A 26,481-nucleotide genomic window follows, 5' to 3' on the forward strand; every position below is an offset into this window, starting at 1 on the left:
CAGGTAAGTTCAGCCAATTTCCCCTTTGTTGCCGGCACACTTTACCAACGGCAGCTTTTCCTTGACAAAGCTTCTACAAGAAGTAATTTGACTGATTGTCAAGACTGGCTTCTAACCCGTTCCGGCAATTGGCAGGAGAAATGTCCTCGTGCATAGGTTAACGATTTGTCTACTTTTCAAAAACCCTCTTTTCATCCCAGGAACTCGTCAATCAGGCAGGTCGCATTGAACGAAGACCACTTCCCACTTTCAAGCGTTTCTATCGTACCGAGATAAGCCCCGTGTCCACCCGGGAATATCGCCAGTTCACAGTTGGGAAGCAGGCGGTACATGGCCACAGCATGTTCGGGACTGCCAACGTCTTTACTGCCATTGATCACAAGCGTTTGTGCCTGGATCGATTGTAGTTGTTCGTCCGTCCAGCCGGTGAAATCTTTCATTCGCTGAACATCCCTGTTAAACATATTGAGAAGCCCGGCTTCGTCCGGATTGGCCTTTAAATAGCCTTCGGCCAAAACAGTCGGCATACTTTCCAGGGTGGCCCTTTCAAAACCTTCCCAAAACTGCGGGACCACCGCTTCCCGTTTGTAAAATGTGGAGGCCAAAATGAGTTTATTGATCATTTTCGGGTGCCGGATTGCCAGTTCAATAGCGGTGTGGCCGCCATTGCTGAATCCCAAAATATCAGCTTTTGCGATCTCGAGGTTTTGCAAAAGCGCGGCGACATCGTCGGCATCCTGCTTAAAGGTCAGGGGTGTATCACGATCGGCCGTATGCCCGTGGGCCTGCAATTCCACACCAATTACCTGCCTGTTTTTAGCAAGCAAGGGGATGATCCTGCCAAAACTGGTTTCGATGGTAGAACCACCGCCATGGATCAGCAACAGTGGTTTGCCCTGCCCGTGAATTTCGTAATACATGTCCAGTCCGTTCACGTTTGAATAACCGCTTTTGATGGAATAACTGTCTGTCATTTGCGAAAAATTAGTGCTCATATCCCTTTGCTGGGTTTCAAAATCGCTGTTCAATAACAAAAGCGAACTGCCGTATACCGACCTCGTTTTGCAGGTTCACCGCTTTTTGCCAAACCAAAAATATTTTCGATTGCATCGTCAGAGCTGGATTGTTCGGTCGATATGTACTTCCTCCAAAAAGCGTTCGTCGTGCGAAACAACAAGCAGTGTTCCCCGGTACTCGTTGATGGCCGCTGTTAGTATCTCAATATTTTGAATGTCCAGGTTGTTCGTTGGCTCGTCTAAGATAATGAGGTCGGGTGATTGTTGGTAAACCGTCAGGCAGCAAAGAAGCAGACGCATTCTTTCGCCGCCACTCAGCGCCGAGCAGGGTTTATCCCAGTCATCTTTCGTAAACAAAAAACGACTGAGCCGGTTTTTCACTTCGTGTTCCTGCAACGCAGATGCGTTGAATTTCTGAACCTGTTCATACATCTTCAGACGCTTGTCGATGAGTGAATAATCCTGGTCGACGTAAACGGATTGACTGTCCGCCCTGTATATCGTCCCAATGTGGTTTTCCAAATTTCCCAGAATCAGTTTGACCAGGGTCGTTTTACCAGAACCGTTTGCACCTTTCAGGACAATGCGTTCACCGCTTGTAATTTGGAAATTCAGGCTGTCCGGCCAAAGCGGCTGCGTGCCATACCGGAAATTGAGGTTCGTTGCCGTAACCAGGATTTTGCCCCTGTGAAGGGCGGAATCATCGAAACCAAATTTCATTTTCGCAATATCGGGTAAGGCAGCACGCAGCTCCTGCAAATCCTGCGAGATACCGTCAATTTTTTCGGCATGAACGGTTTTCATTTTTGCCGTGCTGTTTTCCGCATTGTTGCGCAGGGTGTTCATCATAATCCGGGCAACGCCGGCCTTTTCCTGTTTGCTTTTTCCCCGGCTGTCCAGTTTTTGTTGCCGTTCGATTGTTTGCCTTTCCTTTTCCCTGGCTTTCCGCAACGTTTTTTCCTTGCTTTGAATGTTCTGGTTCAATGCAAGATTCTCTGCTTGTTTTTGTTGGAGGTAAAATTCATAATTGCCACCGTAAACAGCAATTCCATGCTTACTCAACTCGCAAACTTTTCCAAAAAGATTGACAAGTTTCCGGTCGTGGCTAACAACAATTAACGTGCTCGGGGTGGATTGAAGAAGATCGTACAAAACCTGCCGGCTCAGATAATCCAAATGGTTGCTCGGCTCGTCTAATAAAATCAATTCAGGCTGGTGAATCGAAATACCCGCAAGAAACAGTTTTGTTTTTTGCCCGCCGCTCAGCGTTCCCATTTTTTGCTGTAAATCCAGATCCGTAAGTTGCCAATTGCGCAAGGCCTGATGGCAGCGCTCTTCGATTGTCCAGTCATCGTCGAGCAGCGCATAATTTTCTTCCGTTGCATTCCCGTTTTCGATCTCCCGAAGCGCAGTGAGTTTGCGCTCTACCTGCAATGCCTGTCCAACTGTGAGGTCATTGTATTGCCCGAAATGTTGCGGTACATCATACGGTTGCGCCAGAACAGTCATGTTTCCAGCCGACGGTTGACACTGGCCCGCAATGATTTTCAGTAAAGTTGACTTACCCGCGCCGTTGTTGCCGATCAGGGCTATTTTGTCGTGTTTGTTTACTGTCAAATCAATGCTGTCAAAAAGTAAATCTTTGTTAGGATGTGTGTAGGAGATGTTTTGTAAACGAAGCATCATTTCTTTCTTTAAAGTGTAACGAAACTGGCCACTGGAATACAGTCGGCCACTTTTACCTGCGGAAAGAAATTATTTTTTACATGTTCGTCTTTGGAATTAAAGCTCGCGAAACTACAAAATATTTTCTTCGTTCATATAGTCGCCACAGTTAAAAATCCACTGGTTTTGAAGAAATGAAAGGGGTCCTGTATACGGCTCTTGTTACTGTAATGAACACACAAAGCGATACTTCCTTGGCAGCCTCCCCACATCCAAATTATTACCTGACTGCTAAAGGTGTGAGTCCGAGCGGCGGTTCATACGACCTGCTGTTTCATTATCTCAATGATACGGCTTCGGTAGGTTATCACTGGGAATACAATGCCTGTAACGGCAATGGCTTTGCAGCCCTGATAAAAACCACGATCGTTGCGAAAAATCTGACCATGACTGTAGCCGGCAAAACCTATAGTAACGTGATCCAAACCCGTCTCGATCTAGCGTATGATCTCTTGGGTAGCCCAATGGATATGGGCAATTACAACTATTTTATCGCAAAAGGAGTCGGGATAATTAAGGTAAGGTCGGATTTGAACATGATGGGAGTTCCGATTATTCAAACTTCTTCCGACCTGATAGATTATAGCATCAAATAAAACACACAAAGTGATATACAAAAGCCTTTCAGAAATGAAGGGCTTTTTGTTGCAAGGTGAAACGATTTTTCTGTAAGCGAACAGTCATATCAGTGAAAATTCAACTACGCAACGAACGCAAATAGCCACGTAACTTGCCGGGTTTTATGAGCAATGCAAGGCCGCCTGACACCCTTTTGGTGCTTCCAAAAACACTTGTTGGCCTGGTAACCGCAGTTCTAAAAACATGCAAATCGCAACGGTATTTTCCTGGTTTTGCTATCTTTTAAAAAAACCTAACACCACCCGCAAACCGCATGGAGTTATCTTTGCGCCGCATGCAGCAACTAAACAGTTTTGAAGAAGGAAGAGTGCTCCTGGTCAACAAGCCGCTCCGCTGGACATCTTTCGATGCCGTTCGCAAAATCCGCAACCTTACCCGGACCAAAAAGGTCGGTCATGCGGGCACGCTTGACCCGCTGGCAACCGGTCTCCTGATCGTCTGTACCGGCAAATTCACCAAGAAGATCAACGAATACATGGCGCAGGAAAAAGAGTACACCGGCACCATCACTCTCGGCGCCATTACGCCAACTTACGACCTGGAAAGCGAGCCGCAGGATTTCAAGCCGGCCGATCGCTTTACGCCGGAAGAACTGCTAAAAGCAACTGAACCATTCACCGGCGCCATCCTGCAGGTGCCACCGATCCATTCGGCTATCAAGAAGGAAGGAAAGCGTGTGTACGAACTGGCCAGGCGAGGCGAGGAGGTGAAGCTTGATCCGCGGCCAGTGACCATCTCCGAATTCAGCATCACTAAAATCGAACTGCCGGTGGTTCATTTCAAAGTGGTTTGTTCCACGGGCACCTACATCCGCAGCCTGGCCAACGACTACGGCGCACAACTTGGCTGCGGCGGTTACCTGAGCAGCCTGTGCCGCACCCGCATCGGCAATTTTCGTTTGGAGGACTCCATTACTATTGAACAATTGGAACTGGAGATAAAGGAAGGGAAACAGTAGGCAATACTCAATCGGCAATTGGCAGGCAAACAATACATCAACCGAGTTCAATAGCTGATTGCTGATTACCACCTGAATTTTAGAACGGATAGTCAATCCCCAATTGCACCTGGCCGTTCAGCAGTTGCCAACCATAAAACCATTTGTTTTGCGCCGCTGCCAGTTCCGGTGTAGGGTTTTTCACTTTGTACGCATAGTCTACCCGTACTTTCAAAAAGCCAAAGTCAATTCGCAGGCCTGTCCCAGCTCCAATGGCCAGGTCTTTCCAGAGTTTCGCAAAAGAATTTGGGAATTCGCCGTCCGGAAAATCGTCGTTTTTGCGCAGGAACCACACGTTGCCGACATCAGTGAAAAGGGCCGTGTTGATTCCAATCCCCTTGTAATTGGTCAGGAAGATTCGGTACTCGGCATTGGCCTCGAGGCGGATGTCGCCAAAGCGGTCGGGTGCATCGGTACGGCCAAAGGGCCGGATGGCCGAACCGGGTCCCAGTTTGCGTACACTCCAGGCCCGCATGCTGTTGGGACCACCGGCAAAATATTCCCGGAAAAAAGGTAAGAAGCGGTTGATGCTGTCATCTGACGATGAAGGCATCGAATAGCCTGCACCCGCAAACACACGCCATGCAAACGCATTCCGGAACAACTTGTGCGTTTGCCGGAACTCGGCATCCACCTTGAAAAAACGATAAAGGTTTGTTCCGAAAATTTTGGTTTTGAATAAACCCGGCAAACCCGATAATTCCGCACTCACGCTGGTCAGGTTGGTCACATTGCCCTTGCCGCCGGCGATGCTGTAATTCCACAACGTGGAAATGATCAAACCCGTATTAAAAATGTATTTGTAGGAGGCGTTTTTCCTGATCAGTTCTTCCAGCGAGTCGAGCCGGATCAGGTAATTGTATTCGATATTGGGAAAACGGATCCCGAGCAATTTGTTGCGCCAGCCAAACTGGTAACCCCACGATGTGTTCAGCGTGGTCAGGTCAAAATAATCGCGTCGTTGTGTGAGTCCGCCGTTGAGGGCAAATACGGATGTAACCGTGTTCTCCTTGGCCTTGTTGAAACGGCGCATGAAGCTCGGCACCAGGCGGGGAATCTGAACGGTATTGCTCAGCGTGATCTGCCTCGTTTGAATCAGGTCCCTGAAGGTTGCATTCAGTTCCGTGCCAAAGCGGAAATTGGTAATGGCTAAGTTGGCACCGTGCAGAAAGTTCCGGTTTTGTACACCCAGGGTCAATCCAAGTCCAATCAGGTTTCCCTGCGCAATGGAAATGTTTCCTTGGTTGCGGCTGACCTCAAAATTTGTGTTGAAGGCGTATTTGCGGGCAGGGGTCAGGCGAATGCTGAAGTCGGCCGTATCCTGCCCGGCGCGGGGTTGCTGGTCGATAGCCACCACCCGCCAGGCGCTGAGCGCATTGAACTTGTTTTGTGTTTTGAGGTAATCGCTTTGCCGGTACAAAGCGCCGGGATTGAGAAAAATATAATCCGGGAAAATTCGCGATTTGAACAGGCGGTCGTTGTACCTGATCACGAATCCGTCCACGGTGTCGGTGAACCGAAAATTACGGACCGTGTCCGTGTTATATTCCGGGTATACAGTCACCCGGCCAACATGATAACGAGTAATGCGGGTAGAGTCGGGGTTTGCCCGCAGCCGGAACTCCACGTCGGCAACAGGATGCGCCCTGCGCTCTGCCAGCCGCTGTAGGAGAGCCGCTTGTTCGATAGGGTCAACAGTCGGGCGAAGCAGTTCGATGCCAACTGTATCCCAAACGATCAACAACTCTTCTTCCGAAAAACGCAGGTAGCCGTTGTTGCGGTACACGTCGGCAAGGCGGTCCCGCTCTGTGGCCAGTTTATAACGGGCAAAGGGATCGCCTTTTTTGATGGTGGCCGTTGATTTCACTTCGTCTGTGACCTTTTGCAGGGTATCGAGATTTTGCTGCTGCAGAACAGACAGGCCGGCAGTATCGTTATTCAGGCGGTAGGCAATTGAATCCAGCCTGGTCACCGCGCCGGGGTAAACGTAAAAATCAATATAGGTGCGAAGCTGGTTGCTGTCGTTCCGCGATTTGATCTTCGTGGTGAAGTTGATGCTGTCCCGGAAATAGCCAAGGGTGTTCAGCAACGTATGCATAAAGCCCACGGTCTGGCTGGCAGAAAGGCTGTCGAATGGTGTGGGGCGGTTCTGTACTTCGTAAAAAAACTTTGGTCCATTATCCCAGCCAATGGCTTTGCTCACGGCCCGAACGCGGATGCTGTCATCGAGCTGTTGCGACAGTTGCGCCTCCAGTTCTTTGCGTTCGTCGGCACCGAAATCTCCTTTTACATGGACGTTGGTCTGGAAAACAAAGGGTGTTCGCTGCGGGTAATTCTTAACGGTCACTGTAAAGCAGCCGGTACACAGAAGGAGCAAAAAAAATAAGAAAGAGAAAAAAGGAAGAAACGTTTTTCTTTGAATCATAAAGTTGCTCTCGTCTATGCTCAGTAAAAAGGTGCTCAAAGATATTCAAAGTTTAGGCCTGAAAAAGTACCGCGACGAAACGGGCTTGTTCGTTGCCGAAGGACCCAAGGTGGTGGAAGAATTGTTGCAGGTGGTGCCGCAACTGGTGCAGGGCGTCTACGCGGTGGAGGAATGGGCAGCAGGCCGGAAAGGGGTGGAAGTGATTTCGGATGTAGAACTGGAACGGATTTCCACCCTGAAAACACCGAACAAAGTACTGGCCGTGTTGCGGCAGACGGAAAGCCGGGAGCCACAAACGGGTGGTTTCACCCTTTACCTGGATACCATCCAGGATCCGGGGAACTTTGGTACCATCATCCGCATTGCCGACTGGTTTGATGTAAAGGATGTTGTTTGCAGCCCCGGATGCGCAGACCGTTTCAACCCGAAAGTGGTGCAGGCAACGATGGCAAGCATTGCCAGGGTCAATGTTTTTTACGACAGGGAAGAGAACTGGTTGCAACGGCAATCGGTGCCCGTTTATGCGGCCACGCTGAAGGGAAAAAACCTCCACAGCTTTCCCAAAACCGAAACGGGCATACTCGTTATCGGCAACGAGTCGAAAGGCATTCGCAAGGAGTTTCTGGCGCGGGCCACCGAGCCGGTAACGATTCCCAAAAGGGGAGAAGCAGAGTCACTGAATGCGGCTGTTGCCACCGGTATCCTCCTTTCGCACCTGCTGCCCTAACGGAAATGGATGGCTTTAATGGGCTGGATCTTACGCACCAGGAGCGAAGGAATAAAAAGAATGAGCAGCGAAAGCAAAAGTGTTCCACCGATCACCGCCAGCACCTGCCACCACACAATGTGTACAGCTGCTGTTTCCATAAAGTAGGCTTCTTCCTTTAACCGCACAAAGCCGGTTTTGATCTGGAGGAAAAGCAGGGCCAGGGCAAAGACAGTCCCGATGACGATACCCGTCAGCGTGATGATGCCCGATTGGTGAAGAAAAATCTTTTGCACCGTCCAGTTGGAAGCGCCAACGGCTTTCAATATCCCGATCATGCGAAGTCGTTCCAATACGAGGATGATCAGGCAGGTAATCAGGTTGATGGCCGCGATGACAACCATAATGGAGATGAGAATGGCCTGGTTGGTATCCTGCACATCGAGCCAGTCGAAGATATTCGGGTAAAGTTCCCTTGCCGTTTTCACTTCCAGTTCGGGCGGAAACATGTCGTTGTCGTGAATCGCTTCGCTCACGCCGTTCATTTGCCTGTAGTCTTTCAAAAAGATTTCATACCCGCCAATCTCGTTTTCACTCCAGCCGTTCAGGCGGCGGATCAGTTTCAGATCGCCGATGGCAAACGTGCGGTCGTACTCCTCGATGCTGGTTTTATACAGGCCCACCACCGTGAGCTTGTCCGGGCGGAGCGAACCGTCGGGCCGCACGAAATAGATCAGGATTCGGTCGTTGAGTTTTAAATTGAGCTGGCTGGCCGTGTACGTAGAGATCACGATCTCCCTTGTGTACGAGCTGTCGTTGTAACGGATCCATCTTCCTTCCTTCAAAAACGGCTGCAGGTGGCTGAAGTCATAGGTGCTGTCAAGTCCTTTCAGCAGCACACCTTCCATTGCATCGGTGGTTTTCAGGATGGCATACTTCGTCGCAAACGGGTGCACAGAGCGGATCTGGGGCAGGGAATGAACACTGCGTATCAGGGAATCGTTGGCCGTAATGGGTTGTTCTTCCGCGATCGAGGCCCGTCCGGGCTGCAGGTAAGAAATCCGCACATGGCCCCAAAACGAAAAGACTTTTTGGCTGACCGTGTCCTGGAAACCGTTGACAAACGAAAGCGTTATGATCATAACGGCAACACTGATAGCCGTAGCCAGGATGGATAGGCGGATGATGAACCGGGAAAAGGATTTTTGCTGGTTAAAAGCGATGCGCTGCGCTATGAAAGAGGAAATATTCACAATCTGATTAAATCATTCCAGTCTTAAAGAAAACCTTTTGCCTGTTTTCTTCGTCATCTGTTTATCAAAAATAGGGCTGTGCGCCGAAATCCATTATTTTTAAACATGACCCGGAAAATCACGCTGTGTTTTACCTTTTTCCTCTTCACGCTTTTTGCTTTGCAAAGCAGTGCCCAAACCCAGGTATTTGATCCCAACGTTAAATCCATTAAACTTTTCCGGGCAGGCGACCAGACCTCCTTCCCGGTACTGCAGTTGAACAGTGGCGACCAACTGCAACTGGAATTCGATGAGCTCAACACCCGTGTCAGCAATTATTATTATTCATTTCAGTTGTGCAATGCGGACTGGTCGCCCAGCATGCTGACAAGCTTTGAGTATACACGCGGTTTCCAATCTACCCGGATTACAACGTACCGCAATTCGTCGCTGGCCACGACGCACTATGTGCACTACCAGGCTACGCTACCCGACCGCAACAGCAGCCCAAGCCGCGCCGGGAATTATTTGCTGAAAGTGTACCTGAACAACGACACCACGCAGCTTGCTTTTACCAAACGGTTCGTGGTGGTAAACAACCTGGCGCAAATCTCCGCCCAGGTGCAGCAGCCGTTTAACGCCACCTTATTTCGAACAGGGCAGAAGCTGCAGTTGGCTATTCAAACCGATCCGCGCATCAACGTTCTCAGTCCATCGGATATGAAAGTGGTGGTGCTGCAAAATCAAAACTGGCAGACCTCACTATTTATGGACCGGCCCACCATCTGGCGGGGAAAATATTTTGAATACAGCGATGAAGCCATCACCGGTATGGAAGCCGCACGGGAGTTTCGCTGGCTCGACATGCGCAGCCTCCGCCTTCGCAGCGATCGCATGGAGGTGCTCGACAACCGGAGCGATTCCGTGAACGTCTATGTAAAAACAGAAGGAAGCCGCAACGGCCAGCCCTATATTTTTTACCGCGACCTCGACGGCAGTTTCACTATCGAATCATACGAAAGCATCAACCCATTCTGGCAGGGCGACTACGCTTTCACGCATTTTACGTTCGTTCCGCCGAACAAGCGGCCGATCGAAGGAAGTGATGTCTACATTTTCGGCGAGATGACCAACTGGGCTTCCGACACAACAGGGCTGATGCACTTCAACCCGGAAAAGGGCGTCTATGAAAAAACGTTGTTTCTTAAACAGGGCTATTACAATTACCTCTATGCATCCAAACCCATGAACGGGGGTATGGTGGATTTCAGCCAGACAGAAGGAAATATCTGGAGCACCGAGAACAACTACACCGTTCTTGTTTATTATCGTCCTTTTGGTGCCCGCGCCGACGAGTGCATTGGCTTTGCCAGCCTGAATTCGGTTTTCCAGCGGTAAACGTTCATCGTTTTGAGTCTTTCGCAGGAGAGAGGTGACTATTTGGAAAATTTTTTCACCTTAAGAACTGTAAACTAAAAACATAAAACAAAGACTCCTATATTTGCACCGGCAGGTCTTATACGGCCAGCTCCTGCTGAACTCCCCCAGGACCGGAAGGTAGCAAGGGTAGGCGGTTGTAGCGGTGCGATGTAAGTAGCCTGCCACTTTTTTATTTAAGGATTGAAGATTTTATATTTAATAGGTATAAAACTTCAAGCTGATGACTTCAGAAGATCTGCAAAAACGATTTAAACCCTTCGCTTACCGCCTTGTTCCACTCTGCGAGGCCCTTCCACCCAAAAAGATTTCCCGGATTATCCAAGACCAGCTTTTGCGTTCAGGTTTTTCTGCCGCAGCCAACTACCGCGCCGCCTGCAAGGGGCAATCAAAAAAAGCGTTCAAAGCAAAAATCAGTATTGCTTTTGAAGAAATAGATGAGTCGCTGTTTTGGTTGGAGGCAATAAATGATTTAAACTTAGTCCCATCCGAAAAAACAGAACGCCTGCGAACAGAAGCAGACGAATTAACACGTATTTTAGCGGCCACCAGAATCAAGCTGGAAAAGGAAGAAGATCAATAATCTTCAATTTTCAATCTTAAATATTCAATCGACAATGAAATTTTTTATTGATACGGCGAACCTTGCGCAGATCAAAGAAGCTAACGAACTCGGAATACTCGATGGTGTAACCACCAATCCTTCGCTGATGGCCAAAGAGGGCATCCGCGGCGAAGAGGCCATCAACCAGCACTATAAAACCATCTGCGAAATGGTAAACGGCGACATCAGCGCCGAAGTACTGACAACCGATTTCAATACCATCATTGAAGAAGGGAAAAAGCTGGCCGCCATTCACCCGAATATCGTGGTAAAGGTGCCAATGATCAAAGACGGCGTGAAAGCCATCAAATGGTTTACCGACAACGGCATCCGCACCAACTGCACCCTGGTCTTTTCTGCCGGCCAGGCTATCCTGGCAGCAAAGGCTGGCGCTGCCTATGTATCTCCGTTCATCGGCCGCATCGATGATACCGGCTGGGACGGGATGGACCTGATTGCACAGATCGCCAATATTTTTGCTGTACAGGGCTTCAAAACAGAAATCCTCGCCGCTTCGATCCGCAATTCCAACCACATAGTCAGGGCCGCAGAACTGGGCGCCGATGTGTGCACCTGCCCGCTCGAATCGATCCTCGGCTTGCTGAAACATCCGTTAACCGATATCGGCCTGGCGAAGTTTCTGGAAGACGCGAAAAAAATGTAGTCGTTGTCAATAGCCAAAAAGGGAAGAAGCAATCGGCAACGGGAAGGATGGTAAAAATATCAACCTCTTTTTGCTGATTGCTTATTGCTCTTTGTTCTTCTTCCTCGCCGGCTGGCGGCTCATCTCGTCCAAAATTTCCCGGTTGGTTTTCAGGGGTTCATCGAAACCCCTTTTCCGTATGTAGATCGTCACTTCTTTCCAGACCGCGGGATTGTTCTTCAATACGGCTTTTACCGTAACTGTTTCCCTGGCATAGGCGCTGTCGATAAAAAGGTCGTTATTCTGGAAACGGAGACAGGAATCGTTGTTTGCGGAAAACATCACATCCGTTGTTGTCAGCGGCAGCCATTTGCCGTCGGCAGTTTTGCCGTCGACATTGATGTAATTAAAATACCCTTTTTTGAGGCTATCGGTATAGAGATTAAAGTAAATGCTTTCGATCTTTTGCGCCGAAGACCATTTTGCTGCTGTGAATAAACAAAAGATGAAGACGATTTTTTTCATCAGGCCCGTTTGTGCAAAATTGTGGCAACCAATTTTGGGCCAATGATAAGGTTCTGTTGTTTAACAGAAATTTGCTCTGCAAAATAAACCCTGTGTTATTGAAGCGATAATCGGATAGGCAGTTTTTCTGATGGAAATTGTATAGAGAGAATTAGATATTGGATATTCGGATATTTTGCACGTGACTGCCTGTCGTGCCGGGCAAAACATATTCCCGCTGCTGCTGGCTGCTGAAAACTAAGAGCTGATTGCTAATTACCTTGTCCTACTGGCTCTTGTTTTTGAAATCGCCGCGCTTCCAGGCCTTGATAAACTCCGACCAGGCGGCCGGGTTAAAAATGTTCATCGGCGGCATCTGTCCCCGGTAAGTGGCTTTATTGGCTATGTTGCGGAACTGCATGGCCACGGCACCGCCACCGTCCATCGGTGTGTTTTCCATCAATATCCGCCGCTTGGCTGCATCGTTGTTTCTGCGGGCAATTTCAATGTCGTCGTCGGGTACTTTGGTGCTGGCAAAATCGCGGGCAAATTGCTCGGCAGATGGCTTGGGACGGATGATTGTGGCCGGGAGGTAAAACGTATCCTCCACCATCAGTTGCACAATATTGTATTGGTTGCCTTCGATGTTGCGGGGAATCGTCACCGTCTTGGGCTTGAAGCTGACGTGGGTAAACTCCACGACATCGCCCTTCAATGCAACAATGGAAAAAACGCCCTGGTTGTTGGTGATGGTACCGCGGTTTGTTCCGCGGATGGATACACTGACAGCGGGAATGCCAACCAGGCTGTCGGCTGTCATCACAATACCATAAAGCTGGACAACCGAATCTTTTACTGTTTCAAACTGGGCACTGGCCTGCTTGTGCAGCAAAAAACTCAGTATAAAGAAAAGGGGTAGCGCTTTTTTCATCTCTTCAAAAATAGTCTGCTGTGTGGAATGTCCTTCCGGCGGAACTTCCTTTGGGTTAACTTTGCGCTTTCGTTAACAAAAGCCACAAATGACACAACAAGATATACTAAATGCGTTAAGCACAGTGCAGGAGCCGGACCTGAAAAAAGACCTCGTCACCCTGAATATGATTCGCGATATCGAAATCGAAGGCAATTATATTTCCTTTACCGTTGTGCTGACAACACCCGCCTGTCCCCTGAAAGAATTGATCAAAAACGACTGTATCAAGGCCATAAAAAATAGCTACAGCAATACTGTCGTCAATGTCAAGTTTGATTCCAGCACGACCACCATCCGTGCCGATAAAAGCAACGTCCTGCCCGGTGTAAAAAACATCATTGCCGTGGTAAGCGGCAAGGGCGGCGTCGGCAAAAGCACGGTATCGGCCAACCTCGCCCTGGCCCTGGCCCAGGGCGGTGCACAGGTGGGTTTGCTGGATGCGGACATTTACGGCCCCAGTGTGCCCATCATGTTTGGCGTTCGCGGTGAACGGCCCATGATGACCAATATTAACGACAAAGCCATGATCGTTCCGCTGGACCGTTACGGACTCAAGCTCCTGAGCATCGGGCTGCTGGTCGATGAAAAAAATGCCGTTGTCTGGCGCGGTCCGATGGCCAGCAGCGCTATCCGCCAGTTCATCACCGACGTGAACTGGGGCGAACTGGATTACCTCGTGATTGACATGCCGCCCGGAACCGGCGACATTCACCTGACGCTGATGCAGACCGCACCCGTGACCGGAGTAGTCGTTGTAACAACACCGCAGGATGTTGCCCTTGCCGATGCCAAGAAGGGCATCGCCATGTTCAGCCAGGCGCAACTGAACGTACCCATTATTGGCCTGGTTGAAAACATGAGCTATTTCACGCCGCAGGAACTGCCCGACAACAAATATTATATTTTCGGAAAAGAAGGCGGCAAGCGCCTGGCGGAAGAATATGATTTGCCCTTCCTGGGCCAGATCCCGTTGGTGCAGGGAATTCGCGAAGGCGGCGACATCGGTATACCCATCATGATGAGCGACGACGAGATCACCAAAAGTGCATTCGCGGAATTTGCAGGCATCGTGGCACGCAGCGTTTCCATGCGCAATGCGCATATGAAAGGCGAAGAGGTGGCGGAAGTGATTGAAGAGTAAAGTGTATATTCACTTTACAAAATTTCTACAATGACAACTGCTTTACTTCGCACAACAGCCTGCATCGTTGGTTTTTGCTTCCTGTGCCTTGCTGGTTTTTCGCAGCGTAAAATCTACAAGATCAACCCGGGTGAAAAGTTTCTGGAGGTGATCCCCAAAGAGGAGATTTATTCCTACCCGGACTTTACGGAAGGCAAGGTTTATCTAAAAGGCGATAAATTTTCAACGGCCAAACTCAATTACAATGCGCTTTTTGGCGACATGCAATTTATCGATCAAAAAGGCGACACATTGGGCATTGCCGATGAAGGAAATATCCAGTCGATCGTAATCAACAAAGACGTGTTTTATTACGACAAAGGTTATTTGAAACTGCTGGCCAATTACAACGGGCTGAAACTGGCAAACAAAAAATACTTTTCGTTTACCAACAAACAAAAGGTCGGCGGATTTGGCGAAGTGTCCAGTGCTTCCATTGATGCCTACGACAGGATCAGTTCGGCCAACGTCTTTAACGACCTGGTGGCAAAAGAAGTCGTCACACTTTCTTCCTACAACCTTTTTTACATCGGTGACCAGTTCAATCATTTCAAGCCGGCGAACAAGAAAAACATACAGGATATTTTTGGCAAAAAGCAGCCAAAGCTTCAGCAATATCTGAAAGAAAATACGGTTGATTTTTCCAGCGAAGAAGACCTGCGCAAACTGCTTCTCTTCATGCAGGACGAACAAAACGCCACGAAGTAAACAAGCCTATGTACAATCTTCCCTATTTTAAAGAAAGCGACAAAACTGTCGTTTTGGAGTTTATCCAAAAACACCCGTTTGCATTGATTGCCGGCTGCGATGAAGACGGAAAGCCCGTGGCTACGCAAATCCCTGTTTTCATCGACGAGCGGGAAGGCAGGCTTTACCTAACGGGTCACATGATGCGAAACTCGGATCACCACAGGGCCATAGTTGCCAATCCGCAGGTACTTTGCGTATTCACCGGCCCTCACACCTATGTCAGCGCCACCTGGTACAGCAATCCGCACCAGGCATCTACCTGGAACTATATGTCGGTGCATGCCAGAGGCAATCTTTCGTTTCTCGACGAGGAAGCGCTTGTTGACATGTTGAAAAAAACAAGCCTCCATTTTGAAAAGAATAATCCTGATTCGGCAACGGTGTACGACAATTTACCGGTCGACTACCGCAGCCGCCTGCAAAAGGCCATCGTTGCCTTTGAAGTGAATGTGCAGGAACTGGACACTGTTTTCAAGCTAAGCCAGAACCGCGATGCGGAAAGCTACCACAACATCATTGGGCATTTAAATAAACAGGACGCAGAGGCGCAGGCTGTGGCAGCAGAAATGCAAAAACGAGCGGCTACATTGTTTTCGACCTAAGACCTACGGCTGTCAACGGATTTTTCACCTTATAAAATTGAATGGAAAGATGAACCTATCACTCGACGGACGGAATGCAGTCATTTGCGGAAGCAGCCAGGGAATTGGCTATGCCATTGCCGAAGAACTGGCCCTGATGGGTGCCAACTGCATCCTGCTGGCACGGAACGAAGAAAATTTACGAATTGCCGCTTCACAGTTGGATACATCGATCCGCCAGATCCACAGTTACCATGCGATTGACTTTAACGATGAACCGACGACAAGGGAATTGATCCGGTCCATCATTGCACAGGGACCTGTGCACATTTTGGTCAATAACTCCGGCGGCCCCAAAGCAGGACCCATCATTGAAGCAACGGAAGAGCAATTTTTGACAGCCTTCCAGCAGCACCTTATCACCAACCATATCCTTACACGGGCGGTGATGGAAGGCATGAAAAACGAAGGGTATGGCCGCATTATCAATATCATTTCCACCTCGGTTAAAATACCGCTTAAAGACCTCGGCGTCTCCAACACCATCCGCGGCGCTGTGGCTTCCTGGGCGAAGACGATGGCCAACGAACTCGGTCAATACGGGATTACGGTCAATAACGTCCTTCCCGGTTTTACACGAACGGGGCGGCTCGATTCGCTGATCGGCAGCATTGCCGAAAAAGAAGACGTGCCGAAAGAAATCGTGGAAAAAAAGATGATGGCGGAAGTGCCGGCCCAACGATTTGGCGAAGCAGCAGAAGTAGCTGCCGTGGCGGCTTTCCTGGCAACACCTGCGGCTGCGTATGTCAACGGTACCAGCATCCCCGTTGACGGGGGACGAACCGGCTCCATTTAATTTGTACAACATGGATTTTCAAAACAACCAGGCCTTTGCCCGGCAACTGGATAAGGAAGACCCGCTCCGGCAGTTTCGCTCACAATTCATCATTCCGCGGCACAAAGACAGGGACGCCATTTATTTCCTCGGGAATTCGCTGGGGCTGCAGCCCAAACAAACGGCCGGCGCTATCCGCGAGGTGCTGGATCAGTGGAGCCGCTTCGGTGTGGAGGGGTTTTTCATGGGCGAAAAACCCTGGCTGGAATTTCACCGGCAACTCACACCCTCTTTATCAACGATGGTCGGTGCGCAGTCGCACGAAGTCGTAGCCATGAACCAACTAACCGTCAATCTTCATTTAATGCTGGTGAGCTTTTACCAGCCCACCGGCCGGCGAACGAAAATTCTTTGTGAGGCAAAGGCTTTTCCCAGCGACCAGTACATGCTAGCCACCCACGTCAGGCAACGCGGCCTGAATCCAGCCGATGTCATTGTGGAAGTGCAGCCACGGGAGGGAGATTCATTGATCCGCCACGAGGATATCCTGGCGGCCATCGACCGGCATAAAGAAGAATTGGCGCTTGTTTTCTGGGGAGGAGTCAATTACTACACGGGGCAGGTGTTCGATATGGAGAGTATTACCAAAGCAGCGCATGCTGCCGGTGCCAAAGCCGGTTTCGATTTGGCACATGCCGTCGGCAACGTTCCCCTGCAATTGCACAACTGGGACGCCGATTTTGCCTGCTGGTGCAGTTACAAATATTTGAATTCCGGTCCCGGCGGAATTGGCGGCGCCTTCATACACGAACGCTATCACACGGATTCGTCACTGAACCGCTTTGCCGGCTGGTGGGGAAATAAAAAAGCAACGCAGTTCCTGATGGAAAAGGACTTCGACCCCGAAGCTTCTGCGGAAGGCTGGCAACTGAGCACGCCGTCGCCCTTGCTCTATGCCGCACACAGGGCAGCGCTGTCCATTTTTGAAGAAGCCGGTTTTGAAAATGTCGTTGCCAAGAACAACCGGCTGAACGACTACCTGTGGTTTGTGCTGGACGACATAATCCGGGACATGCCGCCGAATTCCGTGCGGATTTTCACGCCGCGCAACAGGTCCGAAAAAGGCTGCCAGGTTTCACTGGCCGTGAAGAATGGCCGCGAGGTTTTTGCGCAGCTTTCAGCAGAAGGGGTGTTTGCCGATTGGCGGGAACCGGACGTGATCCGTGTGGCTCCTGTTGGTTTGTACAACACGTTCGAAGAAGTGTGGCAGTTTGGACAGATCGTAAAAAAAGCCATCGTTACATTTGCGGCATGACAAGGCAGGAACTCGTTCAGCAGATTTACCAGAAAGGCTCGTATTTACTTGTCGGTCTCGATACCGATCCCGCAAAACTCCCCCAGCAATTCGACCGGTCGACAGCCGGCATGCTGGCTTTTAACAAGGCCATCATCGATGCAACAAAAGACTTTTGCGTTGGCTACAAGATCAACACGGCTTTTTATGAAGCCCATGGCGTGAAAGGCTGGGAGGTGATGGAAGAAACGGTAAACTATATCCCACGCAACCATTTTACCATCGCGGATGCCAAGCGCGGCGACATCGGCAATACCTCGTCGCAATACGCCAGGGCTTTTTTCGAAACCCTGCACTTCGATGCTGTCACCGTTGCGCCGTACATGGGAGAAGACAGCGTAAAACCATTCCTGGAGTTCAGCGACAAATGGACCATCCTGCTGGGCCTAACCTCAAATCCCGGTGCAAAGGATTTCGAGCTTCGCCGGCTTTGGCCACAGGAAAATGCAGGGAAACAAACCGGCGGGTCGTCTCCGGATCCTTCTTCCCATCAAACCGAATTTTTATACGAACGGGTGATGCAGACAGCGGCAACCTGGGGCAACGAGGGCAACCTGATGTTTGTTGTGGGAGCCACCCGCTCGGAAGAGTTTACCAATATCCGCCGGCTCACGCCCAATCATTTTTACCTCGTGCCCGGCGTGGGAGCACAGGGGGGAAGCCTGAAGGATATTTCAGAAAAGGCCATGACTAGCGACTGCGGCATTTTGGTGAATGCCAGTCGTGCCATCATCTATGCGTCCGGTGGCGACGATTTTGCTGAAGCAGCCACGGATGTGGCCAGGCAATACGCCGGCGAGATGAAGACATATCTGGGAAACTGACCGTCTTCTTCGTTGCGTTTCTTCAAACTTCTTTAACGGCCAGGCCGCAATAAAACGGGGAAAGCGGAGTTTTAACGGTAAAAAACAGGTTATGGCACCCTTAGCTGTTTTGCTTCCTCTTTTTCTTTCACTTCATTCACTTTCCCCGGTAAAAGATCCCGTTCTTCCCGGTAAAGATCCTGCACCCATCAATAAAACACTCCTGCTACAGTTGATCAATGAAACCCGTAAAAAAGGTTGCCGCTGCGGCGACGCCTGGTACCCGGCAGCGCCTGCCTTAAATTGGAACAGCCAACTGGAACAGGCGGCCCTGGTGCATAGCAGCGACATGGCCGGTAACAATTACTTTGCACATGCGGCACAGGATGGCAGCAGGGCCGGCGACCGCATCGATAACACGGGCTATCACTGGCGCACCTATGGCGAAAACATTGCTTTTGGCTATCGCAGCGAAAAGGAAGTGGTCAGGGGATGGATACAGAGCCCGGGACATTGCAAAAACATCATGAACAAGGCGTTTAAGGAAATGGCGGTCGCAAGGGTTGGCGATTACTGGACGCAGGTGTTTGCGACGAAATAAATTCTCTGAACCGGGATTCGTGGGATGGATGGGATTTTTAGGATAAATAGTTTGCGGTGCAACATTCCAACCTCTAGAAACTCACCCAGATAATTCCCACTTTTCCTACTCGACCGATTAATCCCGGTACAGAAGTCGTTTACTTGAAAATATAGGTTCCCGTTTGTGTCCACCAGGGATGGATTTCAAAACGCAGTCGTCCGCTTTTGACAGCCGGGTCGGTGTTGATGAGTGAAGCGGCAGATGCAGAATCAATTGCATCCAAAATAAAAATGCCGCGAAGGTCTTTGTCGTATCCCATGGGCCCGGCCATGATCAACGAACCTTCCCTGGCCAGGCGACGGATGTTGGCCATGTGTCCTTCCTGGATCATTTCTGCAGTCAGGCTGTCTTGCGAACGGTTGGCTCCTTTCAGCAAAAAAACCAGCCAGTATTGTTTCATGCGTGGCGTGTCGGCAATGGCAACAGGCATTGTCTTGCCCGATGGAGTTTTGGCACCGAGCAGGAAAGCAACAAGACAAGACAGTGGCAGGAGGAAGAGCTTTTTCATAACCCGTTTTTGAATAGCCAAAATAGGCAAGCTTTCGTTTAATTTTAAGCAATTCGCTGTATGAAGATTCTTGCATTGCTACTGCTGCTGACGAGCATGTTGCCGGTTTTTTCGCAGGAAAATAAGCCAGCCGCAACCGACGTATTAAAACCGGCACTGGCAAAAGCGTCGGTTGAACAGAAAAACGTCTTGTTGATTTTTCATGCCTCCTGGTGCGGCTGGTGCCGCAAAATGGATTCATCGCTGGCTGACCGAACAATAAAAGAAGCCATTGACCGCAATTATGTGATTGCTCACCTGACAGTTTATGAATCGCCGGGGAAAAAATACCTGGAAAACCCCGGTGCGCTTGAATTTTTGACACAACACGGCGCATCAGGCCAGGGCATTCCCTATTGGTTTGTTTTGGATAAAAACGGGACCGTGCTTTTCGATTCGCAATACAAACCGGGAAAAAATTCGGGATGTCCCGCCAGCGAAGAAGAAGTGGCTTATTTCATGAATGTCCTGAAGAAAACAGCAACCCTTCGTGAAGAGGAAGTGGAAGCGATCCGAAAGCGGTTTCGGCAAAATGAATAAGTCATTAATAGCATTTAATGACAGGTGGTTTCCACCGCCGCCGTATCCTGTGGCAGGGAAGGACTGAGATACGGTATGCCAAGATTTAATCCCCGCAACACCAGCAACGCCGCCATGCAGGCGAGAAAAACAGGCACTGCTTTGCGAAGTTTCAGCCGCACCTGCTGGTTGATAAAACTTCCAAAAAAGACCGCGGCCAGCATGGCGGGAAATGTTCCGGCACCAAACGAGAGCATGAACAAACCACCTTTCAATATACCTCCGGCAAGAAACGAGGATGCCAGCGCCAGGTAGATCATGCCACAGGGGAGAAGGCCATTGAGCAAACCAATGCCGAAATAAGAACTGTTGGTCTGCGTAGAAAGCAGCTTGCCCAACTGCCGCCGAAGTGCGAGAAGAAAGCCCGGGGTCTTTTTTCCCACCGTCGTTTTCAGCCCGGATGGAAGCAGCAGGTAAAGCAGGATTGCCGCGCCAAAAAAAATGGAAATACTGCTTTGCACGCCAGGCGTAGTGAGGAAGCCTCCCGTCAGACCCAACACCAGTCCGATCCAGGTGTAGGTCAGCACCCGTCCGAAGTTGTAAAGAATTCCGCCATACAACCGTCCGGCCGTGGTGCGGTTTCCCATCGGCAGGGCCATCGCAATCGGACCGCACATGCCCAGGCAGTGCAGGCTGCCCACGACACCCATGACAAATGCAAGCGGTATGATCTCGGAAGGACTCATGACAGTTTAAAAAAAGAGCCGTTTTTCATGATAAAATCGCTTGCCGCCAGCTTCCCAGGAAAGTTTCAACTCGTAAGCGCCGGAGAGGTCTTTACCAAGATCCAACTGGTAAAAACCATCCTGCGTGGAAAAGTTCTTCCGGATGTCCTTACCGGCATCAGATGGACGGTACAGGTACATTTCCCCCCGTACAGATTTGTTCGCAAACTCCGCCGGCAATTGTAGACTAACGGTCTTCAACGTATGTGAAACTCTTGGTGCCTCCGACAAAACCGCCACGTTGCTTTTCTGGTCGATCACATCCTGGTATTTTAATTCGGCATCGTAATAATTTTCCGTCACCAGGTCGAAATTTTGCCGGCTGGCTTTGTAGGCCAGAAAAAGAATGCCCGCAGCAAAGAGCGAATACGCGATAAAAATTTTATATCCCCAACTGATACGCATGGTGTACTGTTTGATGTTTAATGTCTGATGTTTTTACAGCCTCGTTTTCTCTTTTCGATATCACAATATCTAAATAACCAATATCCCAATATCCAATATCTACGCTCAACCTCCCGGTCCCAAAAATGTCGTTTCGCTTGTTTCGAGCCGCCTCTTGCCCTGGTACACGGCGATCCTGATTTTGGTCTTGCGGCGTTCAATTTTAGCTGGATGAATCTTCACAAAAAATGGCGATTGGAAGTGGCTTTCTTTGGGCACAACAAGGGCATTACCAATGACGGTAATTTCGCCATCGATGTCTTCCAGCTCGAGCCGGATGGGGATGTCCTTTCTTGTTTTGTTCGCCAGCTTGATGCTGTACAAATTTGAAATGCGGCCATCGGGCTGAGTCTGGAAGATCTGGCCGGGAGTGCGAAGCACCGTTGCATCTACATCTTTCCGGCTTATGACCAGGAAGGCCAGGAAACCGACCAGCAGCACCAGGACAGACGAATAGGCCGCAACCCGCCAGTTGAAACGGTTCTTTTTGGCATGCTGGATATTCTCCTCGCTGTCGATGCGGATCAGGCCCAGAGGCTTGTTAATCTTCGTCATGATGTCGTCGCAGGCATCAATGCAGGCCGTGCAGTTGACGCACTCGAGCTGCGTGCCATTGCGGATATCAATGCCGGTAGGACAAACACGAACGCAAGCCAGGCAGTCGATGCAATCACCCTGGGACAGATCGATCTGCGCTTTTTTCAGTTTTCCCCTCGGCTCTCCACGCACATAGTCGTACGCCACAACCATTGATTTCTTATCCAGCAAAACGCCTTGCAGCCGTCCGTAGGGACAAACCACCAGGCAGGCCTGTTCGCGAAACCAGTAGTACACAAAGAAGAAAACGGTCGCAAAGCCAATCAACGTGGAAAACGTCACCGGGTGAGCACCAATGCCGTCTTTTACCATTTTCAGGACGTTGTCTATGCCAATGACGTAGGAAAGAAAGAAATTGGCGATCAGGAAAGCGATCGCATAAAACACAGCAATCTTTGTTGCCCTCTTGCGGATCTTGAATGCATTCCAGGGCATTGCTTTCAGGCGCTTTTGTTGCTGTGCATCGCCGTCGATCCAGTATTCGATTTTACGGAAGACCATTTCCATGAAAATGGTCTGCGGACAAACCCACCCGCAAAACACACGGCCAAAGACCACGGTAAACACCACGATAAAGACCATGAAGGCGAGCAAACCGACCGCGAAAATGAAAAAGTCCTGCGGCCAGAAGATCTGGCCAAAGAGGATAAACTTTCCTTCCAGTACATTGAAAAGAAACAATGGCTCATCGTCCACTTTTATAAAGGGAAGGGTAAAAAAGACAGCCAGGTATACCAGCGAGATGGCCGTACGCAGGTTGTACAATTTACCCTTTGGCTTTTTGGGAAAAAGAAAATTGCGCTTGCCCTCCGCATTGATAGTGGCAACAGAGTCCCGGAACGATTGATCCATGATCACGGCCTTCTTTGTCGTCACGCTTTGATATGTCCCGGTTTTTGTTTCCATCGAGTGTTTCGTTTTCGTTTTTATCGTTTTGCGACGTTCGTTGTTGAGTCTTTGGGAGCCGCTTTTGGACCATTATTCTTTTCGTCGAACGGATCACCCTGCGGGGCTTTTGCGTTGGGCGGGTTGGTGCCGGCTAAACTTTTGATATAACTGGCAAGGGCTTTGATTTGCGAAGGGGAATAGGTTTTTTCCCAGGCCTGCATTCCCTTGTCAGGAACACCGTATTTAATGGTTTTAAACACGTCGTTGATGGTGCCGCCGTGCAGCCAGTAACTGTCGGTGAGGTTGGGACCAACACCACCTTCGCCTTTTGCGCCGTGGCAGGCGAAACAGTTGCTTTGAAAAATCTTTTGTCCTTCGGCAATTCCTTTCGCATCGGCCATCGTAACCGTTTTCTCATCCACAATATCACCAGCTTTCTTGCGGTATTCTTCGATCTGCTTTGCGGCCACGGCCATTTCTTTCTGGTATTCCTGCTCCGGTGTCGGACCGGTGTTCCACACGTGGAAGCGAAACAAGTAAAATATCGCTACACCAATGGTGACATAGAAGCCATACTTCCACCAGGGCGGCAACGAGTTGTCCAGTTCGCGGATGCCGTCGTAATCGTGGTCCAGCAAGTGGTCCGCTTCTTTTTCTAACGGGATGGCTTTGGTGAACAGCCTTGCGTCGAGGTTGGACCACCACTGCCGGAAGGACGTCGCAGGTTTTTCTTCCGTGCCCAGGCTGCCAAACTTGCGCATCACGAACACGAGGCCGAGAAAGCCAAAGAGAAGAAGGATGCCCAGGCCCCAGGCTGTTCCGTTGAAACTGTCATCTACCAGCGGGTTTGAAACGGTTTTCTCCTGTGCCAGTGCGGCCACGTGGGCACCCAACACCCCCAGGAAACAGAAAATACGTTTTGTGTTTGTTCTCATACAATCAGGCTTGTTTTACGGTGTGAAGAGGAAGAGTGGTTTCGGCATCCAGGTCTAGTGGCATGTTTTTCATTTCTTCTACACGGCGCTTGTCCATTTTCCGAACGTAATAGATGACAGCAATGAAGAACAGCACGAAAATGAACAGGGAGATGATCGGGTACACATCGATGCCCTTGATGGAGTCTGCGTAGTTTTTGATGTATTTGAGCATGGCGGTTATAGTTGGCGAAACGTCAAACGTGAGACGTGGGGCTGAGGAAAACACACTTCCGGGGATCACGTTTGTTTGACGTTTGACGTTTCACGTTTGACTTAATTGTTTTGCGCTGTTTGTTTGTTTTTACCGATATCAGTTCCCAGGCGTTGCAGGTAAGCAATGATGGCCAGGATCTCCTTATCCGGCTTCACCTGGATATTGTCTTTTTTCAGGCTGGCAGCGATTTCTGCGGCTTGCTTTTGCAGATCCTGGTTCGCAACCAATTCATACCCTTTTTCGTAGGGCACCCCAAGCTTTTGCATCGCAATGATCTTGGCAGCCGTGGTAGATGTATCCAGCTTGTTGTCGATCAGGAATGAATAGGAGGGCATCACCGAACCCGTCGAAATCGATTGCGGATCGTCCATATGGTTGAAGTGCCAGGTGTCGGATTTTTTGTTGTTACCGGCACCTTCGCGACTCAAGTCCGGACCGGTTCTTTTGGAACCCCACTGGAAGGGATGATCGTACACAAATTCGCCGGCCTTGGCATATTCGCCATAACGTTCCGTTTCGCTGCGGAAGGGGCGGATCATCTGCGAGTGACAGGTGTAGCAACCTTCCCGCACGTAGATATCACGTCCCTGCAGTTCCAACGGTGTATACGGCTTTACGCTGGCAATAGTCGGAATATTGGACTTTACCATAAACGTCGGGATCATTTCCACCGCACCACCGATCAGGATCACGATCAGGGTCATTACCAGCAGGGGTGTCGGCCTTCTTTCAATCCAGCGGTGCCAGTGTTCGCCCTGGTGTTTGACATATTCTTTTTCCAGTGCGGGAGCTTCAGCCGCCTCGTTGGCCACAATCTTGCCCTGCGCCACCGTTTTAAACAGGTTATACATCATGATGATGGCGCCTACGACGAACAGCGTTCCACCAAAGCCACGAACGGCGTAGAAAGGCTTCATGAAAGTCACCGTTTCGAGGAAGGAATATTTCAACTGGCCGCTTGGCGTAAACTCTTTCCACATGCTCGACTGCATGAAACCGGCCACGTACATGGGAATGGCATAAAACAGGATACCCAGGGTTGCAATCCAGAAGTGAACACTCGCCAGCTTTTTGGAATAAAGCGGGGTGCGGAAGATTTTCGGGATCAGCCAGTAAAGGATACCAAAGGTCAGCATGCCGTTCCAGCCCAAACCGCCAACGTGTACGTGGGCAATGGTCCAGTCGGTAAAGTGGGAGATGGCATTGATGCTTTTCAACGAAAGCATGGGGCCTTCAAATGTTGCCATACCATAGGCGGTAACGGCCACCACCATGAACTTCAGTACGACATCTTCACGCACTTTGTCCCAGGCGCCGCGAAGTGTCAGCAAACCGTTGATCATACCGCCCCAGCTCGGAAAGATGAGGGTAAAGGAAAATACAATGCCCAGCGACTGTGCCCAGTTGGGAAGGGCGGAGTAGAGCAAGTGGTGCGGACCGGCCCAGATATAAATAAAGATCAGCGCCCAGAAGTGGATAATGGAAAGCTTGTACGAGTAAACCGGACGGTTGGCCGCTTTCGGCAGGAAGTAATACATCAAGCCCAGATAGGGAGTCGTGAGAAAGAAGGCCACCGCGTTGTGACCATACCACCACTGCACCAGGGCATCCTGCACACCGGCGTACACGGGATAGCTTTTGAAAAAGCCGACCGGCAGCTCGATGGAGTTGACCACGTGCAAAACGGCCACCGTAATAAACGTCGCTATGTAAAACCATACGGCAACGTACAGGTGTCTTTCACGGCGCTTCAGGATGGTGGCAAACATGTTCCAGCCAAACACTACCCAGATTACGGTAATGGCAATATCGATCGGCCATTCCAGTTCCGCGTACTCTTTACCCGACGTAAAGCCAAGCGGCAAGGTGATGGCTGCAGCAACAATGATGGCCTGCCAGCCCCAGAAATGGATTTTGCTCAGTTTATCGCTGTACATCCTTGTTTTCAGCAGGCGTTGCAGCGAGTAATAGTAACCCATGAAAATCCCGTTGCCCACAAAGGCAAAGATGACTGCATTGGTATGCAACGGACGCAGGCGTCCAAAGTTGAGCCAGGGGCCGAGGTTCAGCACCGTTGGAAAAACCAGCTGTAGGGCAACCCACAAGCCGGCCAGCATACCCACCACGCCCCAAATAATGGTGGCAAAGGCAAAGTTGCGCACAATGGCATTGTCGTAGTAAAATGTTTCCAGGTTGCCGGCCCTTGCTTTGGCGTGTACAACCTTGGGGTCGAGCGATGTTTGTTGCAGCATGTGTTCGTATTTAATTTGACGTTTTGTTTTCGGTGACGTTATCGTCGAAAAGCATTCGCACGGATGGCGTATAGTCGTCGTCGTATTGCCCTTTTTTCACCGATACGATAAAAGCCGCCAGGAAGGAGCCGGCTACAATGACGCTGATGATGACAAGAACAATAATGACACTCATAAAAAATATTGTAGACGCAAAAGTATTTTTCCGCTC

At 49.9% G+C, this 26,481-nt stretch carries 28 protein-coding genes and 1 other RNA gene; 15 read left to right on the forward strand and 14 right to left on the reverse strand.

Annotated features, from left to right (window positions below):
- Positions 1 to 191 precede the first annotated feature (191 nt).
- Both D6024_RS12895 and abc-f read right to left on the reverse strand, forming a co-directional pair.
- Complete coding sequence (locus D6024_RS12895; protein ID WP_205573276.1) at positions 192 to 995, reverse strand: alpha/beta fold hydrolase; 804 nt, start codon at positions 993 to 995, stop codon at positions 192 to 194.
- A gap of 117 nt (positions 996 to 1,112) precedes the next feature.
- On the reverse strand, positions 1,113 to 2,702 hold the full coding sequence (abc-f, locus tag D6024_RS12900) for a ribosomal protection-like ABC-F family protein (protein ID WP_240410024.1): 1,590 nt from the start codon (positions 2,700 to 2,702) through the stop codon (positions 1,113 to 1,115).
- A 233-nt stretch (positions 2,703 to 2,935) separates the two neighbouring features.
- On the opposite strand from abc-f, the gene D6024_RS12905 reads away from it, so the two are divergent.
- Positions 2,936 to 3,337 carry a hypothetical protein gene (locus tag D6024_RS12905; RefSeq protein ID WP_162944740.1) on the forward strand — a complete coding sequence of 134 codons (402 nt, stop codon included), beginning with the start codon at positions 2,936 to 2,938 and terminating at the stop codon, positions 3,335 to 3,337.
- Positions 3,338 to 3,633: 296 nt separating this feature from the next.
- A complete protein-coding gene (gene truB, locus D6024_RS12910; protein WP_240410025.1) occupies positions 3,634 to 4,338 on the forward strand; it encodes a tRNA pseudouridine(55) synthase TruB in 705 nt (234 codons plus the stop codon).
- Between the two features lie 79 nt (positions 4,339 to 4,417).
- Here the strand turns inward: truB and D6024_RS12915 are convergent, their stop codons facing one another.
- Positions 4,418 to 6,802, reverse strand: a complete 2,385-nt coding sequence (locus tag D6024_RS12915) for a BamA/TamA family outer membrane protein (protein ID WP_121355045.1) — start codon at positions 6,800 to 6,802, stop codon at positions 4,418 to 4,420.
- Between the two features lie 16 nt (positions 6,803 to 6,818).
- Here D6024_RS12915 and D6024_RS12920 point away from each other — a divergent pair, with 16 nt between their 5' ends.
- On the forward strand, positions 6,819 to 7,529 hold the full coding sequence (locus D6024_RS12920; RefSeq protein WP_121355046.1) for a TrmH family RNA methyltransferase: 711 nt from the start codon (positions 6,819 to 6,821) through the stop codon (positions 7,527 to 7,529).
- Here D6024_RS12920 and D6024_RS12925 read toward each other — a convergent pair.
- The gene (locus D6024_RS12925; RefSeq protein ID WP_121355047.1) at positions 7,526 to 8,761 is read right to left on the reverse strand and encodes an ABC transporter permease; all 1,236 of its coding nucleotides are present in this window, start codon (positions 8,759 to 8,761) and stop codon (positions 7,526 to 7,528) included. The genes D6024_RS12920 and D6024_RS12925 overlap by 4 nt on opposite strands.
- Before the next feature lie 105 nt (positions 8,762 to 8,866).
- Between D6024_RS12925 and D6024_RS12930 the strand changes: the two genes are divergently transcribed.
- The 4 genes from D6024_RS12930 (at position 8,867) to fsa (ending at position 11,445) form a co-directional block, all read left to right on the forward strand.
- Positions 8,867 to 10,138 carry a type IX secretion system plug protein gene (locus D6024_RS12930; protein WP_121355048.1) on the forward strand — a complete coding sequence of 424 codons (1,272 nt, stop codon included), beginning with the start codon at positions 8,867 to 8,869 and terminating at the stop codon, positions 10,136 to 10,138.
- A gap of 109 nt (positions 10,139 to 10,247) precedes the next feature.
- An RNA gene (gene ffs, locus D6024_RS12935) (signal recognition particle sRNA small type) lies at positions 10,248 to 10,347 on the forward strand.
- A 53-nt stretch (positions 10,348 to 10,400) separates the two neighbouring features.
- Positions 10,401 to 10,760: a four helix bundle protein gene (locus D6024_RS12940; RefSeq protein WP_121355049.1), complete on the forward strand. Its 360-nt coding sequence runs from the start codon at positions 10,401 to 10,403 to the stop codon at positions 10,758 to 10,760.
- A 34-nt stretch (positions 10,761 to 10,794) separates the two neighbouring features.
- Positions 10,795 to 11,445, forward strand: a complete 651-nt coding sequence (gene fsa, locus D6024_RS12945) for a fructose-6-phosphate aldolase (RefSeq protein ID WP_121355050.1) — start codon at positions 10,795 to 10,797, stop codon at positions 11,443 to 11,445.
- Between the two features lie 81 nt (positions 11,446 to 11,526).
- On the opposite strand, the gene D6024_RS12950 is transcribed toward fsa, so the two are convergent.
- The gene (locus D6024_RS12950; protein WP_121355051.1) at positions 11,527 to 11,949 is read right to left on the reverse strand and encodes a hypothetical protein; all 423 of its coding nucleotides are present in this window, start codon (positions 11,947 to 11,949) and stop codon (positions 11,527 to 11,529) included.
- Between the two features lie 265 nt (positions 11,950 to 12,214).
- Complete coding sequence (locus tag D6024_RS12955; RefSeq protein WP_121355052.1) at positions 12,215 to 12,859, reverse strand: carboxypeptidase-like regulatory domain-containing protein; 645 nt, start codon at positions 12,857 to 12,859, stop codon at positions 12,215 to 12,217.
- An 88-nt stretch (positions 12,860 to 12,947) separates the two neighbouring features.
- On the opposite strand from D6024_RS12955, the gene D6024_RS12960 reads away from it, so the two are divergent.
- The 7 genes from D6024_RS12960 (at position 12,948) to D6024_RS12990 (ending at position 19,005) form a co-directional block, all read left to right on the forward strand.
- Positions 12,948 to 14,042: an Mrp/NBP35 family ATP-binding protein gene (locus D6024_RS12960; RefSeq protein WP_121355053.1), complete on the forward strand. Its 1,095-nt coding sequence runs from the start codon at positions 12,948 to 12,950 to the stop codon at positions 14,040 to 14,042.
- A gap of 30 nt (positions 14,043 to 14,072) precedes the next feature.
- Positions 14,073 to 14,789 carry a hypothetical protein gene (locus D6024_RS12965; protein WP_121355054.1) on the forward strand — a complete coding sequence of 239 codons (717 nt, stop codon included), beginning with the start codon at positions 14,073 to 14,075 and terminating at the stop codon, positions 14,787 to 14,789.
- A gap of 8 nt (positions 14,790 to 14,797) precedes the next feature.
- Complete coding sequence (locus D6024_RS12970) at positions 14,798 to 15,433, forward strand: FMN-binding negative transcriptional regulator (protein WP_121355055.1); 636 nt, start codon at positions 14,798 to 14,800, stop codon at positions 15,431 to 15,433.
- A 49-nt stretch (positions 15,434 to 15,482) separates the two neighbouring features.
- Entirely contained in the window at positions 15,483 to 16,268 is a 786-nt protein-coding gene (locus D6024_RS12975) for an SDR family oxidoreductase (RefSeq protein ID WP_121355056.1), read from the forward strand.
- Between the two features lie 10 nt (positions 16,269 to 16,278).
- Positions 16,279 to 17,562, forward strand: a complete 1,284-nt coding sequence (kynU, locus tag D6024_RS12980; protein WP_121355363.1) for a kynureninase — start codon at positions 16,279 to 16,281, stop codon at positions 17,560 to 17,562.
- A complete protein-coding gene (gene pyrF / locus D6024_RS12985) occupies positions 17,559 to 18,425 on the forward strand; it encodes an orotidine-5'-phosphate decarboxylase (protein WP_121355057.1) in 867 nt (288 codons plus the stop codon). The genes kynU and pyrF overlap by 4 nt, the downstream gene beginning before the upstream one ends.
- Positions 18,426 to 18,516: 91 nt before the next feature.
- Complete coding sequence (locus tag D6024_RS12990; RefSeq protein WP_121355058.1) at positions 18,517 to 19,005, forward strand: CAP domain-containing protein; 489 nt, start codon at positions 18,517 to 18,519, stop codon at positions 19,003 to 19,005.
- A 139-nt stretch (positions 19,006 to 19,144) separates the two neighbouring features.
- On the opposite strand, the gene D6024_RS12995 is transcribed toward D6024_RS12990, so the two are convergent.
- Positions 19,145 to 19,555, reverse strand: coding sequence for a YciI family protein (locus tag D6024_RS12995; RefSeq protein WP_121355059.1), 411 nt, complete (start codon positions 19,553 to 19,555; stop codon positions 19,145 to 19,147).
- Between the two features lie 60 nt (positions 19,556 to 19,615).
- Here D6024_RS12995 and D6024_RS13000 point away from each other — a divergent pair, with 60 nt between their 5' ends.
- Complete coding sequence (locus tag D6024_RS13000; RefSeq protein WP_121355060.1) at positions 19,616 to 20,134, forward strand: thioredoxin family protein; 519 nt, start codon at positions 19,616 to 19,618, stop codon at positions 20,132 to 20,134.
- Positions 20,135 to 20,148: 14 nt separating this feature from the next.
- Here the strand turns inward: D6024_RS13000 and D6024_RS13005 are convergent, their stop codons facing one another.
- From D6024_RS13005 to ccoS, 7 genes are all read right to left on the reverse strand, one after another.
- Complete coding sequence (locus D6024_RS13005; RefSeq protein ID WP_121355061.1) at positions 20,149 to 20,859, reverse strand: sulfite exporter TauE/SafE family protein; 711 nt, start codon at positions 20,857 to 20,859, stop codon at positions 20,149 to 20,151.
- 6 nt (positions 20,860 to 20,865) lie between these two features.
- Positions 20,866 to 21,303, reverse strand: a complete 438-nt coding sequence (locus D6024_RS13010; RefSeq protein WP_121355062.1) for a FixH family protein — start codon at positions 21,301 to 21,303, stop codon at positions 20,866 to 20,868.
- Positions 21,304 to 21,408: 105 nt separating this feature from the next.
- On the reverse strand, positions 21,409 to 22,845 hold the full coding sequence (gene ccoG, locus D6024_RS13015) for a cytochrome c oxidase accessory protein CcoG (protein WP_240410026.1): 1,437 nt from the start codon (positions 22,843 to 22,845) through the stop codon (positions 21,409 to 21,411).
- Positions 22,846 to 22,865: 20 nt separating this feature from the next.
- Positions 22,866 to 23,762, reverse strand: coding sequence for a cbb3-type cytochrome c oxidase N-terminal domain-containing protein (locus D6024_RS13020; RefSeq protein WP_205573277.1), 897 nt, complete (start codon positions 23,760 to 23,762; stop codon positions 22,866 to 22,868).
- Positions 23,763 to 23,766: 4 nt separating this feature from the next.
- On the reverse strand, positions 23,767 to 23,976 hold the full coding sequence (locus tag D6024_RS13025; protein WP_121355063.1) for a cbb3-type cytochrome c oxidase subunit 3: 210 nt from the start codon (positions 23,974 to 23,976) through the stop codon (positions 23,767 to 23,769).
- A gap of 101 nt (positions 23,977 to 24,077) precedes the next feature.
- Positions 24,078 to 26,270, reverse strand: a complete 2,193-nt coding sequence (ccoN, locus tag D6024_RS13030; RefSeq protein ID WP_121355064.1) for a cytochrome-c oxidase, cbb3-type subunit I — start codon at positions 26,268 to 26,270, stop codon at positions 24,078 to 24,080.
- A gap of 10 nt (positions 26,271 to 26,280) precedes the next feature.
- Positions 26,281 to 26,445, reverse strand: a complete 165-nt coding sequence (ccoS, locus tag D6024_RS13035; RefSeq protein WP_121355065.1) for a cbb3-type cytochrome oxidase assembly protein CcoS — start codon at positions 26,443 to 26,445, stop codon at positions 26,281 to 26,283.
- Between the last annotated feature and the right edge of the window lie 36 nt (positions 26,446 to 26,481).

Source organism: Flavisolibacter nicotianae (assembly GCF_003628535.1).
GTDB lineage: Bacteria > Bacteroidota > Bacteroidia > Chitinophagales > Chitinophagaceae > Flavisolibacter > Flavisolibacter nicotianae.

Excerpts from the sequence above, each read along its gene's own strand:
- D6024_RS12895 (WP_205573276.1), bottom strand. The coding sequence starts at position 995 with ATGAGCACTAATTTTTCGCAAATGACAGACAGTTATTCCATCAAAAGC.
- abc-f (WP_240410024.1), bottom strand. The coding sequence starts at position 2,702 with ATGATGCTTCGTTTACAAAACATCTCCTACACACATCCTAACAAAGAT.
- truB (WP_240410025.1), top strand. The coding sequence starts at position 3,634 with ATGGAGTTATCTTTGCGCCGCATGCAGCAACTAAACAGTTTTGAAGAA.
- D6024_RS12915 (WP_121355045.1), bottom strand. The coding sequence starts at position 6,802 with ATGATTCAAAGAAAAACGTTTCTTCCTTTTTTCTCTTTCTTATTTTTT.
- D6024_RS12920 (WP_121355046.1), top strand. The coding sequence starts at position 6,819 with ATGCTCAGTAAAAAGGTGCTCAAAGATATTCAAAGTTTAGGCCTGAAA.
- D6024_RS12930 (WP_121355048.1), top strand. The coding sequence starts at position 8,867 with ATGACCCGGAAAATCACGCTGTGTTTTACCTTTTTCCTCTTCACGCTT.
- D6024_RS12940 (WP_121355049.1), top strand. The coding sequence starts at position 10,401 with ATGACTTCAGAAGATCTGCAAAAACGATTTAAACCCTTCGCTTACCGC.
- fsa (WP_121355050.1), top strand. The coding sequence starts at position 10,795 with ATGAAATTTTTTATTGATACGGCGAACCTTGCGCAGATCAAAGAAGCT.
- D6024_RS12950 (WP_121355051.1), bottom strand. The coding sequence starts at position 11,949 with ATGAAAAAAATCGTCTTCATCTTTTGTTTATTCACAGCAGCAAAATGG.
- D6024_RS12955 (WP_121355052.1), bottom strand. The coding sequence starts at position 12,859 with ATGAAAAAAGCGCTACCCCTTTTCTTTATACTGAGTTTTTTGCTGCAC.
- D6024_RS12960 (WP_121355053.1), top strand. The coding sequence starts at position 12,948 with ATGACACAACAAGATATACTAAATGCGTTAAGCACAGTGCAGGAGCCG.
- D6024_RS12965 (WP_121355054.1), top strand. The coding sequence starts at position 14,073 with ATGACAACTGCTTTACTTCGCACAACAGCCTGCATCGTTGGTTTTTGC.
- D6024_RS12970 (WP_121355055.1), top strand. The coding sequence starts at position 14,798 with ATGTACAATCTTCCCTATTTTAAAGAAAGCGACAAAACTGTCGTTTTG.
- D6024_RS12975 (WP_121355056.1), top strand. The coding sequence starts at position 15,483 with ATGAACCTATCACTCGACGGACGGAATGCAGTCATTTGCGGAAGCAGC.
- kynU (WP_121355363.1), top strand. The coding sequence starts at position 16,279 with ATGGATTTTCAAAACAACCAGGCCTTTGCCCGGCAACTGGATAAGGAA.
- pyrF (WP_121355057.1), top strand. The coding sequence starts at position 17,559 with ATGACAAGGCAGGAACTCGTTCAGCAGATTTACCAGAAAGGCTCGTAT.
- D6024_RS12990 (WP_121355058.1), top strand. The coding sequence starts at position 18,517 with ATGGCACCCTTAGCTGTTTTGCTTCCTCTTTTTCTTTCACTTCATTCA.
- D6024_RS12995 (WP_121355059.1), bottom strand. The coding sequence starts at position 19,555 with ATGAAAAAGCTCTTCCTCCTGCCACTGTCTTGTCTTGTTGCTTTCCTG.
- D6024_RS13000 (WP_121355060.1), top strand. The coding sequence starts at position 19,616 with ATGAAGATTCTTGCATTGCTACTGCTGCTGACGAGCATGTTGCCGGTT.
- D6024_RS13005 (WP_121355061.1), bottom strand. The coding sequence starts at position 20,859 with ATGAGTCCTTCCGAGATCATACCGCTTGCATTTGTCATGGGTGTCGTG.
- D6024_RS13010 (WP_121355062.1), bottom strand. The coding sequence starts at position 21,303 with ATGCGTATCAGTTGGGGATATAAAATTTTTATCGCGTATTCGCTCTTT.
- ccoG (WP_240410026.1), bottom strand. The coding sequence starts at position 22,845 with ATGGAAACAAAAACCGGGACATATCAAAGCGTGACGACAAAGAAGGCC.
- D6024_RS13020 (WP_205573277.1), bottom strand. The coding sequence starts at position 23,762 with ATGAGAACAAACACAAAACGTATTTTCTGTTTCCTGGGGGTGTTGGGT.
- D6024_RS13025 (WP_121355063.1), bottom strand. The coding sequence starts at position 23,976 with ATGCTCAAATACATCAAAAACTACGCAGACTCCATCAAGGGCATCGAT.
- ccoN (WP_121355064.1), bottom strand. The coding sequence starts at position 26,270 with ATGCTGCAACAAACATCGCTCGACCCCAAGGTTGTACACGCCAAAGCA.
- ccoS (WP_121355065.1), bottom strand. The coding sequence starts at position 26,445 with ATGAGTGTCATTATTGTTCTTGTCATCATCAGCGTCATTGTAGCCGGC.